Raw genomic sequence first — 15,551 nt, 5'->3', positions numbered from 1 at the left:
GGCCGGGCGGGACACGGCGGGTTACCAGGTGGCTACGGGCCTTGCAAAACTGTCGTACCGGCGGGCTAGCGTCCCTGTCACAGAGCGAATGGGGGGCCTGATGCTCGACAAAGTCCGCAAGTTGCTGGCCAAGGCGGAGGATCCGGCGTGCACGCGCGAGGAGGCTGAGGCGCTGACCGCGAAGGCGGCGGAGCTGATCGCGAAGTACGGGATCGATCAGGCGGTGCTGGCGGCCGCCGAGGCGGCGGGGCGGCCGCAGGTCGTGGGGAATCGGCTGGTGGAGCTGGAGCCGCCATATCTGCGGGAGAAGGCGCACCTGCTGCATGTCGTGGCCGGGTCGTTGCGGTGCCGGTCGGTGCGGCTGGAGCGGCGCGGGGCGGACGGGTTACGCGTGTCGATGCACCTGTTCGGGCTGGAGTCCGACGTCGACGGGGTGGAGCTGCTGTTCGCGTCCCTGCTGGTGCAGGCGGCGCGCGCCCTGCTGGCCGAGGGGGTGCCCGACGGGGAGCAGCCGGCGGCCTGGCGGCGGTCGTGGCTGGTCGGGTTCGCGGCGGCCGTCGCGCAGCGGTTCGCGGAGGCGGATCGGCGCAGTCGCGAGGCGGGGCCTGATCTGCCGGGGGTGGCGCTCGTGCTGGCCGACCGGCGGCGGGCCGTGGACCTGGCCGTGGAGGAGGCCTATCCGCGGCTGACGCGCGGGCGGGCCCGGCGGCTGACCGGCGGCGGGTATGCGGCCGGGCAGGAGGCGGGGCAGCGGGCCGACCTGGGCGGGGCGCGGGTCGGTGCGGGCGGGCGGCCGGCGGTCAGCGGGGCGCGTGCTCGATCTGGTCGCGGGTGAGGAGCCTTGGGTCGGTGTCGGGGTCCTGCTCGAGCTGTTCATCGACGGGCACCCACTGGTCGGGCACGACCGGCTCGGGCACGCCGACGCGGCGCGCCTCGAGCTGGGCGGCGAAGGCCAGGCCGAGGAAGAGCACGATGCCGGTCAGGTTGGCCCACAGCAGCAGGGCCATGATGCCGGTCAGCGCGCCGTAGGTGGCGCCGAAGGCGTCGCTCGTGCCGACGTAGACGGCGAGCAGCGCGCTGATCAGCCACCACAGGGCGGTCGAGAGGGCGGCGCCGAAGAGCAGCCAGGAGAAGGCGGGCTGCCGGCGGCGCGGAGCGAAGCGGAAGATCGCCGCGACGGCGGTGACGACGAGGACGACGGAGGTGGGCCAGCGCAGCACCTGCCAGACGGCATCGACGGGGCCGCCCCACGCGTAGTGGCGGCGCACCGACGCGCCCAGGGCGTCGCCGGCGACCAGCATGAGGAAGCCGACGAGCGCGGGGATGCCGGCGGCGACGGAGAGGACGGCCGCGCGGGCGTACTTCGCGTGGGCGGGGCGGTCGCGCTCGACGCCGTAGATGCGGTTCGCGCCGCGCTCGATCTGGGCCATCGCGGTGGTCAGCGCCAGCATGCCGGTGAGCAGACCGATGGCGAGGGCGAACTCGCCGATGTCCTCGGTCCGTTCGGTGTCGGCGAGCAGGTCCTCGACCAGGCGGTCGCTGGCGCCGGGCGTGAGCGCGAGCACGGTGTCGGCGACGACGTGCCCGCCTTCCTCGACGCCGAGTTTGCTGACGAGACCGCTGAGCGCGATGAGGAACGGCACGATGGCCAGGCACAGCTGCAGGCCGAGCGCGCGGCTGTGGCTGAAGCCGTCGCCGTAGCGGAAGCGTAGGAAGGCGTCGTGCAGCAGCTGCCAGCCGCCGTAGCGGCGCAGGGCGTGCCAGGCATCGTCGGCGGACAGGTCGTCGCGCGACATCAGCCGGGTCTCCGGCACCTGACGGGTGCTGCTCATGGGTGCGTGAATTCCCGTCGCGGCCGCCGCGGAAACCCACCTATGCTCGTCGCAACCGGCCCTGATGCGGCGCGCAAGCGTCGCAACCGGCTTCTGATGCGGCGCGCAGCGTCGCAACCGGCTCTGTGCGGCGCGCAGCGTCGCATGGGGGGCGTGGGGTGGGAACCCCCCACAAAACCGTGGGCGCCAGCCCACGGAGCTAGGAACAGAAACAGCGGGTGGCGCGTGACGACCGCCGATGAGCCCCGCCGGGCTGGCCTTCCGTCATCGAGGCCGAGAGGCCGTGGCGGCCCGCCGCGGCGAAGGTGTGGTGGCACCGCGACCAGCCCCATCGCCCACACCTCCGGGGAGCGGATTCCTCAGGAGGTGTTCATGCAACGCGTGCTGTCCGACCAGCTGTCCGCCCACGTGGGCGAGACCGTGCGACTCGCCGGATGGGTCCATCGCCGCCGGCTCCTGGCCAAGGTGGCGTTCCTCGTGCTGCGCGACCGCGCCGGGCTCGCCCAGGTGGTCGCCGGGCCGGAAGGGTTGCCGGGCGAGGAGACGGTCGTCGAGATCACCGGGCGGGTCGTGGCCAACGCGGTCGCGCCCGGCGGTGTCGAGCTCGTCGAGCCGTCGATCTCGGTGCTGTCCGTGGCCGAGCCGCCGCCGGTGGAGCTGTTCCGCCCGGCGCTGGCCGCGGCGCTGCCCGTGCTGCTCGACCAGGCGCCGGTGACGCTGCGGCACCCGGCCCGCCGCGAGGTGTTCGGCGCGGCGGCCGCTGCCGTGGCCGCGTTCCGGGCGACGCTGGACGGGCTCGGGTTCACCGAGGTGTTCACGCCGAAGATCGTCGGCACCGCGACCGAGTCGGGCGCCAACGTGTTCGCGCTCGACTACTTCGGGCGACCGGCGTACCTCGCCCAGTCCCCGCAGTTCTACAAGCAGACGATGGTCGGGGTGTTCGAGCGCGTCTACGAGGTCGGTCCGGTGTTCCGGGCCGAGCCGCACGACACGTCGCGGCACCTGGCGACGTATACGTCGCTCGACGCCGAGTTCGGCTTCGTCGCGGACCATCGGACGGTGATGGAGGTGCTGACGACGGTCGTGCGGGCGATGGTCGCTCCCTTCGCCGACGTCCGCTTGCCGGAGAACATTCCGGTGCTGCACTTCTCGGAGGCGCTTTCGCTGGCGGGCGCGGCGCCCGATGAGCCCGACCTCGCGCCGGAGCACGAGCGGGCGGTCGGCGCCTGGGGGCTGCGCGAGCACGGGTCCGACTTCGTGTACGTCGAGGGGTACCCGATGTCGAAGCGGCCGTTCTACACGCATCCGTCGGCCGAGCCGCGCTGGTCGAACTCGTTCGACCTGATCTTCCGCGGGATGGAGCTGGTCACCGGCGGGCAGCGGCTGCACCGGTACGTGGACTACGTGGCGGCGCTGACCGCGCGGGGCGAGCGGCCGGAGGACTACGAGTCGTACCTCTCGGCGTTCCGCCACGGGATGCCGCCGCACGGCGGGTTCGCGATCGGGCTGGAGCGGTTCCTGGCCCGGCTGACCGGCGCGGCGAACGTCCGCGAGACCACGCTGTTCCCGCGCGACCTGCACCGGCTGGCGCCGTAAATCGTTTGCCCGCAAGGCGATGACGATCTATAATTGGTACATGCGTACTAACGGGGATGGCGTCTGGGATTCGCCCAAGTGACTCATGGGCGCGCGGTCGCTCGCGCGTCGTATCCGCACCGCTCACACCGCTGTTGATCTAGGATCGCAGGGCTGAGTCGTGCCCTCTTGAAGGCGGCTGCTCCGGGGGGTCGGAGTGGCCGCCTTCAGCATCTTGTCTACAAAGGACGGTCGCGGTAGCGGGCCGGGTCGAGGCCGAGCTGCCGGGCCGCGGCATCGAGCTCGGCGTCGAACATCGGGCCCACGTCGCTCAGCGCGAACTTCAGGTGGCCGTAGACCTCGAGCGCCACGATGCCGTACATACGCACCCAGCAGGAGAGGTACAGCTGGGCCGCGCCGACCGGCAGCGAGGATGTGCCCTGCCGGGCGCCCTGCTGACCCAGCTCGTCGATGAACTGGTGCAGCTGCTCGGCGAGCAGCGGCGGCAGCTCCTCCTCCGGCGGCACCGGGAACGGCGCCCGCTCCCACAGCTCGCCGAAGATGTCGGCAAATGTGAGCGCGAAGCGGAGGCCCGCGCCGAACTCGCCCGACTTGAGCCGGCCCGCCTCGGGGACGGGGCTGGCGAACATCAGGTTGAACTCCGCCGGGTGGGTCACCGACCAGGCCCGGAAGGTGCGGCACATCGCGTAGAGCCGCGCGCCCGGGTCGGATCCGGCGAGGTCGCGCGCTTCGGCGATCTCCGTGGTGCACTCTTCGTAGAGGCGCGCGCACAGGCCGGCGACCAGGGACTCGAGGCTGGGGTAGTAGCGGTACAGGGCGGCGGCCGTCATGCCCATGTCGCGGGCGATGGCGCGCAGCGTCACGCCGGCGATCGTCTCCTGGACGAGCAGCCGCCGGGCGACCTGCAGGATCTCGTCCAGCGTGGCGGCGCGGACGCGTTCGCGGCGGGTGGGTGGCAGGGTGGTCAACCGAAACATCCTTGACGGCGGTGAATGATGATGACAAAGTAAACGCTGTTAACTCGGGTGAGCATCGGATACTAATCCTAATGGGGGACGCGTGTTCGCGTGGTGGGGTAAAGCCGTTGTTCGCGCCCGCTGGCTGGTCATCGCCGCGGGCGCAGCACTCGTCCTGGCCGGTGTCCTGTGGGGCACCGGCGTTTTCGCGCGCATGACCAGCGGCGGCTTCGACGACCCGGGCAGCCCGTCGGCCGCCGCGCGGCACCGGATCGAGGCCGAGGTCGGCCGCCAGTCGGTCGACGTGCTCGCCCTCTACTCGTCGCCGGACAAGACCGTCGACGATCCGGCCTTCCGCGACGCGGTCGGGCAGGTCGTGAGCCGGCTGCAGGGGCGCTCCGAGGTGGTGCGGACGGTTTCGTACTACCAGACGCAGAGCCCGGCGTTCGTCTCGGGCGATCGGCATTCCACGTATGTGGCGGTGCAGCTCACCGAGGTGCAGGACGCGGAGCTGCTGCACGCGATCGAGCCCGACCTGCAGGCTGCCGGCCTCACGACGCGGATCGGCGGGCCGACGGCGATCTTCGGTGACGTCAGCGAGCGCGTCGAGCAGGACATCGTCCGGGCCGAGACGCTGTCGATGCCGGTGCTGCTGATCCTCCTGCTGCTGGTGTTCCGGGGCGTGGTCGCCGCCTTCATGCCGCTGCTCGTGGGTGGCATCGCCGTGCTGGGGGCGTTCGTGGCGACGCGGCTGCTGACGTATGCGACCGACGTGTCCGTCTTCGCCATCAACATCATCACGATGATCGGCCTCGGCATGGCGATCGACTATTCGCTGTTCGTCATCAGCCGGTTCCGCGAGGAGCTGGCCGCCGGGCGGGACGTGCCGACGGCGATCCGGCTCACCATGACGACCGCCGGGCGCACGGTCGCCGTCTCCGGGCTGACGGTCGCGCTCGCGCTGGCCAGCCTGCTGGTCTTCCCGCAGGTGTTCCTGAAGTCGATGGGCTTCGGCGGCATGGCCGCGGTGCTCGTCGCCATGCTCGCCGCCCTCACGGTGCTGCCGGCGCTGCTGGCGGTGCTCGGGACGCGCATCAACACCTGGCGCCTGCCGCTGCCGGTCCGGGTGACGAGCCGGTGGGGCGCCATCGCGCGGGCCGTGATGCGGCGGCCGATCTGGATCATCGCCGGCACGCTCGTGGTGCTGGGCGTGCTGGCCTCGCCGTTCACCCGGGCGCAGTTCGGGGCGGCCGACGAGCGGGTGCTGCCGGCCGGGACCGAGAGCCGGGTCGTCAACGAGATCGTGGCGCGCGACTTTCCCGGTGGCGGGTCGTCGTCGTTGGAGGTGCTGGTCAGCGGCGGCGGCAAGGCGGCGGCCGACGCGGTGGCGGCGCAGCTGCGGCAGATCCAGCCGATCCACGGGGTCGAGACGAGCGCGGCCCGGGGCGACTCGACGCTGCTCACCGTTACCTTCAGCGGCAACGGGAGCGACGAGGCGGCTCGCGAGCTCGCCGAGCGGGTGCGCGACGTCAGGCAGCCGGGGAGTGAGCTGTCCGTGGCCGGGGCGGCGCCCGAGGTGAGCGACATGCTCGACAGCCTCGCCGACGGGCTGCCGTTGATGGCGCTGCTCGCCGGGTTGAGCACGATCGTGCTGCTGTTCCTGGCGTTCGGGTCGGTGGTGCTGCCGCTCAAGGCCGTGTTCATGAACCTGGTGTCGATCGGCGCCTCCTTCGGAGCGGTCGTGTGGGTGTTCCAGGACGGTCACCTTTCCGGGCTGCTCGGGTTCACCTCGACGGGGGACCTGGAGGCCAGCCAGCTCATCCTCATGCTGGCGATCCTGTTCGGCCTGTCGACCGACTACGAGGTGTTCCTGCTGTCGCGCGTCCGGGAGGAGTGGGACCGCACGGGCGACAACGGCACGGCCGTCGTCGCCGGGCTGGAGCGCACGGGCGGGATCATCACGTCGGCCGCGCTCCTGCTGGTGATCGTGGTCGGCGGGTTCGCGACGGGCGGCATCTCGTTCATCAAGATGCTGGGCCTCGGCATGGTGGTCGCGATCCTGGTCGACGCGACGATCGTGCGGGCGCTGCTCGTGCCGGCGACGATGCGGCTGCTGGGGCGGGCCAACTGGTGGGCTCCCGGCCCGCTGGCCCGGCTGTACCGGCGCTACGGGATCAAGGAGTCCGACGCCTCGTCGGCGGACTCCGCCCCGGCGCCGCAGGTGCCGGTCAACGCCTGACCGTTCGGGGGGCCGCCTCGACCACGGGCTGGGGTCCGTAGTCGAGGCGGCCGTTCGCCTTTGCCGGGTGCGGCGCGCCGTTCGCCGCGCGCGGGTGGTGGGGAAGGTGCCGGGGTCGGCTGCGGATTCGGCGTGTGGTCCGGAGGCCGTTCGGGCCGATGTTGTGCGAACCGGGGGGCCGTCGCGGGCCCGTGGGTCGGTGGGTGGTCGCCGCGCGGACGTCGGCTGGGGCGATGGCGGGTTGGCGTTGGCCTGCGCAGAGCGCGGTGCGGGCTGGCGCCGCGGGTTGGCGCCGCCAGATGGGCGGCGGCCTGCGTGGAGCGCGGCGTGGGCCTGGGTGGCGGTGCGGGTTGGCGGTGGCCTGTGCGGAGCGCGGCGTGGGCGTGGGGGCGCGGTGCGGGTTGGCGCCGCGGGTTGGCGGTGGCCCGTGCGGAGCGTGGTGCGGGTTGCTTGTGGCCGGTTCAGAGCGCAGCCGCCGATTGTCCGTTTTGTCGCCACCTCGTGATCGGCTTCGCTGGCCGGCTCATGATCGTGGGAAAGATTTGGCTGTCCCAGCAGCCAGAAGTTTCCCTTGATCATGGGCGAGGCTGGGTGAGGCCGGACGGGCGGGGCGAGCGGTGTCCGGGGCTGTCGCCCGGGCTGCGGCCGGGGGCTGTCGCCTGGGCCGCGGCCGGGGGCTGTCGCCTGGGCCGCGGGCGGGGCTGTCGCCTGGGCCGCGGGTGGTGTCGTCGCAGGGGGCCGACCCGGCGGTGCTGGCGCTGTTGGCATCACCCGCAGGGGCAGGGCCGCAGCGGTCCGAGGTGGAGGGTGTGGGGAGATGGTGTGACAGGGCAGAAGGGCGAACCGGGCGCCTGAAAGAATGGAGGCGTGACCCCCCGCGAGATTGTGCTCCTCGGCTCCACCGGGTCGATCGGCACGCAGGCCATCGACATAGTCCGCCGGAATACCGACCGGTTCCGGGTTGTCGGGATCGGGGCCGGCGGCGGCAACGTCGCGCTGCTCGCGCAGCAGGCGCTCGAGCTCGGCGTCGACGTGGTCGGCGTCGCCAAGGCCAGCGTCGCCCAGGATCTGCAGCTCGCGTTCTACGCCGAGGCCAGCCGGCGGGGGTGGGCCACCGGCGACTTCAAGCTTCCCAAGATCCTGGCCGGGCCCGACGCCATGACCGAGCTGGCGGAGTGGCCCTGCGACACGGTCCTCAACGGGGTCGTCGGGTCGCTCGGGCTCGCGCCCACGCTGGCGGCGCTCAAGGCCGGGCGGACGCTCGCGCTCGCCAACAAGGAGTCGCTCGTCGCCGGTGGGCCGCTGGTCCGGAAGGTGGCCCGGCCGGGGCAGATCGTGCCCGTCGACTCCGAGCACTCGGCGCTCGCCCAGGCGCTCCGCTCGGGAACGGCGAACGAGGTCAGGCGCCTCGTGCTGACGGCGTCGGGTGGGGCGTTCCGGGGGCGCCGCCGCGAGGAGCTCGAGCACGTGACGGTGCAGGAGGCGCTCGCGCACCCGACGTGGGACATGGGGCCGGTCGTCACGATCAACAGTGCGACCCTGGTGAACAAGGCGCTCGAGGTGATCGAGGCGCACGAACTGTTCAACGTCCCGTATGTAGACATTCACGTCATGGTGCACCCGCAATCGGTGATCCACTCGCTGGTCGAGTTCGTGGACGGGTCGACGATCGCGCAGTGCAGCCCGCCCGACATGCGGCTGCCGATCGCGCTCGCGCTCGGGTGGCCGGAGCGGGTCAAAGACGCCGCGGCGGGCGTCGACTGGTCCAAGGCGCACACCTGGGAGCTGCGGCCGCTCGACGACGACGCGTTCCCGGCGGTCAAGCTGGCGAAGGCGGCCGGCGAGGCCGGGCGGTGCCGGCCCGCGATCTACAACGCAGCCAACGAGGAGTGTGTGGCCGCGTTCACGGCGGGTGACCTTCCTTTCCTCGGCATCGTCGAGACGCTGGAGCGGGTGCTCACCGCCGCACCGGATTTCGCCGAACCAGGTACCGTCGATGACGTACTCGCCGCCGAATCCTGGGCGCGAGCGTCCGCGCGCGAGATCATCGCGAACGAGAGAGGGGCCTGATGGCGTTCGCGTTGGGGATCATCCTGTTTGCCGTCGGCATTCTGGTCGCCGTGGCGCTGCACGAGGCCGGGCACATGTGGTCGGCCCGCGCGTTCGGGATGAAGGTCACCCGCTTCTTCATCGGCTTCGGCCCGACCATCTTCGCGTTCAAGCGCAAAGGCGTCGAATACGGTCTCAAGGCCCTGCCGTTCGGTGCCTTCGTGAAGATCACCGGCATGACGCCGCAGGAAGAGGACATCGACCCGGAGACCGGCCGCCCCGGCGCCGAGGATCCGAGGGCCATGTGGCGCTATCCGGTGTGGAAGCGGACGATCGTGATGTCCGCGGGGTCGATCTCCCACTTCGCGCTCGCGCTGGTGACGCTCTGGGTGCTGTTCTCGTTCGTCGGCGTCCCGGACGGGTCGAAGGTCAACGAGGTCCCGGTGCGGGTCGGTGCGGTGGCCGAGTGCGTCAGCCCCAAGTATGTGTTCGACCCGTCGACCGGCACGCAGAAGGCGTGCGACCCGGCCACCGACCCGAAGAGCCCGGCGGCGCAGCTCGGCCTGCAGCCCGGCGACGTCATCGTCTCGGTCGACGGCCAAGCCATCGGCGGCAACCAGCAGCTGCGCGACGTGCTCAAGGGCGCGGTCAACAAGACCGTCGAGGTGCAGTACAAGCGCGGTGACCAGCTGCTCAGCGGCAGCGCCAAGATCCCCGAGGCGGAGCGCGTCAAGGTCAGCAAGCCGGCCGACGAGGTCACGGCGGCCGACCTCGAGCGCGGCGGGCTGCTCGGCATCCAGGTCGACATCCGCAACTCCGACCTGCCGGTGTACCGCTACGGCGCCGTCGACGGCGTCGGCCAGACGTTCTCGGTGACGGCGACGCTGGTCGAGCGCACGTTCGCGTCGTTCAAGGACATCCCGGAGAAGATCCCGAACCTGTTCAAGGCGATCTTCGGCGAGCAGCGCGACCCGGAGACGCCGGTCAGCGTGGTCGGCGCCAGCCGGATCGGCGGCGAGCTGTTCGAGCTCGGCGACTGGGCGTCGCTGCTGTCGCTGTTCGCCACGCTCAACCTGTTCTTCGGCATCTTCAACCTCTTCCCGCTGCTGCCGATGGACGGCGGCCACATCGCCATCGCCTGGTTCGAGCGCGTCCGCTCGTGGCTCGCGACCAAGCGGGGCCGCCCCGACCCGGGCCGCGTCGACTACTACAAGCTGGCGCCGATCACGCTGGCCGTGATCGGTGTCCTCGGCGTCTTCGTCCTGCTGACGGTGACGGCCGACTTCGTCAACCCGATCACGCTCAAATAGGGGCGCTCTTACATGACCGCAGTCAGCCTTGGCCTGCCCGCCGTGCCTCCGCCCGCGCTGGCGCCGCGCCGGAAGTCCCGTCAGCTCATGGTCGGCACGGTGCCGGTCGGCGGCGGGGCACCGGTCTCGGTCCAGTCGATGACGACCACCCTCACCGCCGACATCAACAAGACGCTGCAGCAGATCGCCGAGCTGACCGCGTCCGGCTGCCAGATCGTGCGTGTCGCGGTGCCGAGCCAGGACGACGTCGAGGCGCTCCCGGCGATCGCCAAGAAGTCGCAGATCCCGGTCATCGCCGACATCCACTTCCAGCCGAAGTACGTCTTCGCGGCGATCGACGCCGGCTGCGCCGCGGTCCGGGTCAACCCGGGCAACATCCGGCAGTTCGACGACAAGGTCAAGGAGATCGCCAAGGCGGCCTCGGACGCGGGCGTGCCGATCCGGATCGGGGTCAACGCCGGCTCGCTGGACAAGCGCCTGCTGGAGAAGCACGGCAAGGCGACCGCCGAGGCGCTCGTCGAGTCGGCGCTGTGGGAGTGCTCGCTGTTCGAGGAGCACGGCTTCCGCGACATCAAGATCAGCGTCAAGCACAACGACCCGGTCGTGATGATCCGGGCGTATCGGCAGCTGGCCGAGCGGTGCGACTACCCGCTGCACCTCGGCGTGACCGAGGCCGGCCCGGCGTTCCAGGGCACGATCAAGTCGTCGGTCGCGTTCGGCGCGCTGCTCGCCGAGGGCATCGGCGACACGATCCGGGTGTCGCTGTCGGCGCCGCCGGTCGAGGAGATCAAGGTCGGCCAGGCCATCCTGGAGGCCCTCGGGCTGCGCGAGCGCGGCCTGGAGATCGTCTCCTGCCCGTCCTGCGGCCGCGCGCAGGTCGACGTGTACACGCTGGCCGACCAGGTCCACGCCGCGCTCGACGGCTTCCCGGCCCCGCTGCGGGTCGCGGTCATGGGCTGCGTCGTCAACGGCCCCGGCGAGGCGCGCGAGGCCGACCTCGGCGTCGCCTCCGGCAACGGCAAGGGCCAGATCTTCGTCAAGGGCCAGGTCATCAAGACCGTGCCCGAGTCGCAGATCGTGGAGACGCTCGTCGAGGAGGCGCTGCGCCTGGCCGACGAGATGGGCGTCGAGCTGCCCGAGGAGCTGCGCGGCGTCGGCCCCTCGGTGACCGTTCACTGACGAGAGGGTATGTGCAGCCACATCCCCGCTGATCTGGCAGGCTGGTAGGCATGCTGACGGTGGCGGCGCGGCTCCTCGGCGACGCGGAGCGTGGTTCGGTCGAGCGACTGCTCGACCAGGACCCGTTCGGTGGTGCCCAGGTCGCCGAGCGGATCTCGATGGCCGGGCTCGCCTGGTGGCGTCAGGACGCCCGGATCTTCGGCTACGGTTCGCGCCGTCACCTGGAGTCGCTCTGCTGGCTGGGGGCGAACCTGATCCCGGTGCACGCCTCCCCGGCCGCCGTCGCCGCGTTCGCCGAGATGGTCGTCAACGAGCCGCGCGGCTGCTCCTCGATCGTGGGCTCGGCCGACGCCGTGCTCGGCCTCTGGGAGCGGCTCGGGCCGAGCTGGGGCCCGTCCCGGGACGTCCGGCCCGACCAGCCGCTCATGGCGACGTCCACCCTGGCGCCGGTGCCCGCCGATCCCGCGGTCAGGCTCGTGCGGCCGGACGAGGTCGACGTCCTGTTTCCGGCTGCGGTGGCCATGTACACCGAGGAGGTCGGGGTGTCGCCGACCGTCGATGGCGGTGAGCGGTCGTATCGGGACCGGGTGGCGGAGCTCGTCCGGGCGCGCCGGGCCTACGCGCGGATCGTCAACGGCCAGGTGATCTTCAAGGCCGAGCTCGCCGTGGTGACCCGGCACACGGCGCAGATCCAGGGCGTGTGGACGGCCCCGGAGTGGCGCGGGCGGGGCGTCGCGCGGGGCGGGATCGCGGCGATCGTCCGTGACGCGTTGCGCCGCGTGGCGCCGTCCGTCAGCCTGTATGTCAACGACTACAACGCCCCCGCCCGCAGGGTGTACGAGCGCTGCGGGTTTCAGCAGGTAGGAACCTTCGCCACGGTGCTGTTCTAAGCGGCGATTCCCCCACAAATCGCCCGGCCATGGCGGATGATCACCAAAGACCCCGCTTGAGCCGACGGATGGGATGCTCCGCATGGGCCAGATCGTCAGGCAGCTGTCGCCGAACACCACGCGCTACTACTGGTATCCCGGCGAGAAGAAGGACTGGCTGCGCGCCCTGCTCGCGGCCGGTGCCGGCGCCTGCGTCTTCGGCCTGAGCTACCTGCTCACCCGCAGCATGCTGACGGCCACCGTGCTCGGCCTCGGCGTGCTGTCCGGCGTGGCCGGCTTCAACCTCGGCCGGCGCGACCTGCGGGCGCTCGACGACGAGGCCTTCGAGAAGGGCCGCCGCGAGGTGATCGGCGCCTCCGGCCGGGCCGCGTGGCGCGGCCTCGTGCAGGGCGGTGTCATGGCCCTGGCCGTGCTCACGATCGTGCACCTGCCCGCGCGGGGGCTCGTCGCCGACTGGCTGCTGCCGCTCGTGCCCGCCGTCGCCGGCGCGCTGGCCCGGCAGGCCGGCCTGCTGAGCGGCCGCTTCGCGCGGGAGTCGGCCCCGGCGTCGGCCTACGCGACCACGGCCTCCCGCAGGCCGCACAGCACCGACGCGGTCGGCGAGCCCGGCGCCGCCGTGTAGAAGACCACGCGCTGGCCCTGCTCGTCGGCCTGCAGCACCTGGCACTCCAGGACCAGTTCGCCGAAGACCGGGTGCTGCAGCGTCTTCAGCGTGGTCCGGCGCACGCACACCCTGTGCTCCTCCCACCGGCGCACGAACTCCGGGCTGGCCGCCCGCAGCCGGGCGATGAGCGACCGGATGCCGGCGTCGTCGGGGTACCGCACCGACGCCGCCCGCAGGTCGGCCACGCACTCGGCGGCGAACGCCTGCGCCTCGGGTGGCGAGTCGTCGTCGAGCGGCCACGGGCCGCAGAACAGGTTCCAGATCATGTTGCGCCCGTGCGCGTCGGGGTCGCCCATGAGGCGCACGGCCATCCGGTTCCACGCGAGCAGCTCGTACTTCGCGTCGATCACGAACGCGGGCGTGTCGTCGAGCCGCTCCAGCAGGTGCCGGATGCCGGCCGAGACCACGCCGCTCGGTCCGGCGGGCGGGCCGGGCTGCTCGCCGGCCACCTGGAACAGATAGCTGCGCTCGTCGTCGAAGAGGCGCAGCGCCCGGGCCAGCGACGCCAGGACCTGCCGCGACGGGCGCGGGCCGCGGCCCTGCTCCAGCCGCGCGTAGTAGTCGACCGAGATGCCGGCGAGCCGCGCGACCTCCTCGCGGCGCAGCCCGGGCGTCCGCCGCCGTCCTCCGTCGGGCAGCCCCGCGTCGGCCGGCCGCACGCGCGCCCGGCGGCTCTTGAGGAACTCCGCGAGCTGCTCCCGGTCCATGCCCTCCATGCTGCCGAATCCGCCCGGCGGTAACCAGGGACCGCCGATCCCTGGTTCGACAGGTCTCTGCCGCTGTCCCGCCGCCCGGTGCAGGCTCGGCGCATGACCAACCGGATCGCCCTCGTCACGGGGGCCAACAAGGGCATCGGGTTCGAGATCGCCCGCTCGCTCGTCGCCGACCACGGCATGACGGTGCTCGTCGCCGCGCGCGACCGGCGGCGGGGCAAGGAGGCGGCCGACGCCGTCGGCGGCACCGCCGTGCAGCTCGACGTGACCGACCCCGCCTCGATCGCCGCGCTGGCGGCCGAGATCGACGAGCTCGACGTGCTCGTCAACAACGCCGGCATCCTCCTGGAGCGGGGCGCGCCGCCCAGCGGTACGCCGCTGTCGATGCTGCGCGAGACCTTCGAGACCAACGTGCTGGGCGTCGTGGCCGTCACCAACGCGTTCCTGCCGGCCCTGCGCCGCTCGCCGGCCGGCCGCGTCGTGAACCTCGGCAGCGGCCTGGGCTCGCTCGCCTTCACGACCGACACGTCGCACGTCTACGCGCAGAACCCGCTCCTGGCGTACAACGCCTCGAAGACCGCGCTCAACGCGATCACGGTGTCCTACGCCAACGAGCTGCGCGCCACGCCGATCAAGGTCAACGCGGCCGACCCCGGCTACTGCTCGACCGACCTCAACCACCACTCGGGGCCGCGCACGCCCGCGCAGGGCGCGATCGCCGCGGTCCGCCTCGCCACCCTGCCCGCCGACGGACCGACCGGCGGCTTCTTCGACGAGGACGGCCCGGTGCCCTGGTAGCGCCTACAGCCGGGCCCGGGCGTGCGCCAGCCAGGCGGCCGCGGCCGGGCTCGCCGGCCCGCTCGCGCGCCACGCCAGCCCGAGCCGCCCGCGCAGCGCGGGATCGGTGAGCTCCAGCGCGTGCAGGCCGGGCCGGTTCCGGGAGATCGACGACGGCACGATCGCGACGCCGAGCCCCCGCCGCGCCAGGTCGGCCAGCACGCCCGGCGACCCGGCCTCGAACACGACCCGCGGCGCGAAGCCGGCCGCCGCGCAGGCCGCGTCGAGGATCGCCCGGATGCCCGACCCGCGCGGCAGGCACACGAGCGGCCGGTCGCGCAGCTCGGCGAGCGGAATGCGGTCGCGCCCGGCGAGCTCGTGGCCGTCCGGCACGGCGGCGTCGAGGGCCTCGTCGGTGACGACGTGCACGCCCAGCCCGTCGGGCAGCGTGCCGTAGGCGATCACCGCCGCGTCGAGCCGCCCGTCGCGCAGCCCGGCGACCAGCCGGTCGGTGCCGTCCTCGACCAGCGTCACCTCGATGCCCGGATGCCGCGCGTGGAAGTCGGCGAGCAGCCCCGGCAGGTCCACGTCGTGCGAGGTCACGGCGCCGACCGCGACCCGCCCGCGGGCGAGCCCGGCCAGCGCCGCGGCGGCCTGCCGGGCGCCCTCGACGGCCTGCAGCGCCGCCCGCGCGTACGGCAGCACCGCCTCCCCGGCCGCGGTCAGCCGCACCGCCCGCCCCGAACGGTCGAACAGGGTCTGCCCGAGCTCCCGCTCAAGCCGCTTGACCTGGGCACTCACGCCGGGCTGGGCGATCCGCAGCCGCTGCGCGGCCCGTGTGAACCCACCCTCCTCGGCCACCGCGACGAAGTACACGAGCTGATGCAGCTCCATAACCAACGATTCTAGATCCGAGCACGAACCACGCTTGGACTTCTCACGGGAACCGCGCGACGGTGGTGTCATGACCAAGAAGGCGATGACACCGGAAGAGATCTCCCGCCTGTTCGTCGAGCGCGCCAACGCGGGTGACGTGGCCGGTCTGACCGAGCTCTACGAGCCGGACGCCGTCCTCGCGTACCCGCCGGGCTCCCGCACGGTCGGCCGCGACGCGATGCGCGGGGTGTTCGAGGAGATGCTCCGGCACGTCCCGAAGTTCGAGCCCGAGGACGCGCTCCCCACCGTCGCCCACGGCGACCTGGCGCTGACGTCGACCCGCCCCAAGGACGGCACGGGCGGCCGCGTCCAGCTGGTGCGCCGCCAGCCCGACGGCAGCTGGCTCCGGGTGATCGACCGGCCCGAGAGCTAGGCCCTGTTTCACGACTGGGGCCGGGCTGCGGCGGAGT

At 72.5% G+C, this 15,551-nt stretch carries 14 protein-coding genes; 10 read left to right on the top strand and 4 right to left on the bottom strand.

Annotated elements, in window-relative coordinates; translation table 11 throughout:
• The first annotated feature begins 100 nt into the window (after positions 1-100).
• Positions 101-835, top strand: coding sequence for a DUF2786 domain-containing protein (locus IEZ31_RS49630; RefSeq protein WP_229837059.1), 735 nt, complete (start codon positions 101-103; stop codon positions 833-835).
• Here the strand turns inward: IEZ31_RS49630 and IEZ31_RS49625 are convergent.
• Positions 801-1,832, bottom strand: a complete 1,032-nt coding sequence (locus IEZ31_RS49625; RefSeq protein ID WP_190257136.1) for a YihY/virulence factor BrkB family protein — start codon at positions 1,830-1,832, stop codon at positions 801-803. The two genes, IEZ31_RS49630 and IEZ31_RS49625, sit on opposite strands and share 35 nt — an antisense overlap.
• A gap of 372 nt (positions 1,833-2,204) precedes the next feature.
• On the opposite strand from IEZ31_RS49625, the gene aspS reads away from it, so the two are divergent.
• Positions 2,205-3,428: an aspartate--tRNA(Asn) ligase gene (gene aspS / locus IEZ31_RS49620; RefSeq protein ID WP_190257135.1), complete on the top strand. Its 1,224-nt coding sequence runs from the start codon at positions 2,205-2,207 to the stop codon at positions 3,426-3,428.
• Between the two features lie 218 nt (positions 3,429-3,646).
• Here aspS and IEZ31_RS49615 read toward each other — a convergent pair whose 3' ends face one another.
• A complete protein-coding gene (locus IEZ31_RS49615) occupies positions 3,647-4,396 on the bottom strand; it encodes a TetR/AcrR family transcriptional regulator (protein ID WP_190257134.1) in 750 nt (249 codons plus the stop codon).
• A 91-nt stretch (positions 4,397-4,487) separates the two neighbouring features.
• Here IEZ31_RS49615 and IEZ31_RS49610 point away from each other — a divergent pair, with 91 nt between their 5' ends.
• From IEZ31_RS49610 to IEZ31_RS49585, 6 genes are all read left to right on the top strand, one after another.
• Positions 4,488-6,623, top strand: a complete 2,136-nt coding sequence (locus IEZ31_RS49610; protein ID WP_190257133.1) for an MMPL family transporter — start codon at positions 4,488-4,490, stop codon at positions 6,621-6,623.
• 885 nt (positions 6,624-7,508) lie between these two features.
• Entirely contained in the window at positions 7,509-8,693 is a 1,185-nt protein-coding gene (dxr, locus tag IEZ31_RS49605) for a 1-deoxy-D-xylulose-5-phosphate reductoisomerase (protein WP_190257148.1), read from the top strand.
• Positions 8,693-9,982 (top strand): M50 family metallopeptidase, encoded by a 1,290-nt coding sequence (locus IEZ31_RS49600; RefSeq protein ID WP_190257132.1) that lies wholly within the window; start codon positions 8,693-8,695, stop codon positions 9,980-9,982. Before dxr ends, IEZ31_RS49600 begins: the two co-directional genes overlap by 1 nt.
• A 12-nt stretch (positions 9,983-9,994) precedes the next feature.
• On the top strand, positions 9,995-11,161 hold the full coding sequence (ispG, locus tag IEZ31_RS49595) for a flavodoxin-dependent (E)-4-hydroxy-3-methylbut-2-enyl-diphosphate synthase (protein WP_190257131.1): 1,167 nt from the start codon (positions 9,995-9,997) through the stop codon (positions 11,159-11,161).
• 50 nt (positions 11,162-11,211) lie between these two features.
• Positions 11,212-12,051 (top strand): GNAT family N-acetyltransferase, encoded by an 840-nt coding sequence (locus tag IEZ31_RS49590; RefSeq protein ID WP_190257130.1) that lies wholly within the window; start codon positions 11,212-11,214, stop codon positions 12,049-12,051.
• Positions 12,052-12,133: 82 nt separating this feature from the next.
• Positions 12,134-12,673, top strand: a complete 540-nt coding sequence (locus tag IEZ31_RS49585; protein WP_190257129.1) for a hypothetical protein — start codon at positions 12,134-12,136, stop codon at positions 12,671-12,673.
• Here IEZ31_RS49585 and IEZ31_RS49580 read toward each other — a convergent pair.
• A complete protein-coding gene (locus tag IEZ31_RS49580) occupies positions 12,604-13,422 on the bottom strand; it encodes a helix-turn-helix transcriptional regulator (RefSeq protein WP_190257128.1) in 819 nt (272 codons plus the stop codon). The genes IEZ31_RS49585 and IEZ31_RS49580 overlap by 70 nt on opposite strands.
• Positions 13,423-13,524: 102 nt before the next feature.
• On the opposite strand from IEZ31_RS49580, the gene IEZ31_RS49575 reads away from it, so the two are divergent.
• Positions 13,525-14,226 (top strand): SDR family oxidoreductase, encoded by a 702-nt coding sequence (locus IEZ31_RS49575; RefSeq protein ID WP_190257127.1) that lies wholly within the window; start codon positions 13,525-13,527, stop codon positions 14,224-14,226.
• Positions 14,227-14,229: 3 nt separating this feature from the next.
• Here the strand turns inward: IEZ31_RS49575 and IEZ31_RS49570 are convergent, their stop codons facing one another.
• Entirely contained in the window at positions 14,230-15,099 is an 870-nt protein-coding gene (locus tag IEZ31_RS49570; protein WP_190257126.1) for a LysR family transcriptional regulator, read from the bottom strand.
• Between the two features lie 85 nt (positions 15,100-15,184).
• On the opposite strand from IEZ31_RS49570, the gene IEZ31_RS49565 reads away from it, so the two are divergent.
• Entirely contained in the window at positions 15,185-15,514 is a 330-nt protein-coding gene (locus tag IEZ31_RS49565; protein ID WP_229837061.1) for a YybH family protein, read from the top strand.
• Positions 15,515-15,551: the final 37 nt, after the last annotated feature.

Origin of the sequence: Dactylosporangium sucinum (assembly GCF_014647515.1) — a bacterium.
GTDB classification, from domain to species: Bacteria; Actinomycetota; Actinomycetes; order Mycobacteriales; family Micromonosporaceae; genus Dactylosporangium; species Dactylosporangium sucinum.
This window is presented reverse-complemented; position numbering and strand designations above follow the sequence as displayed.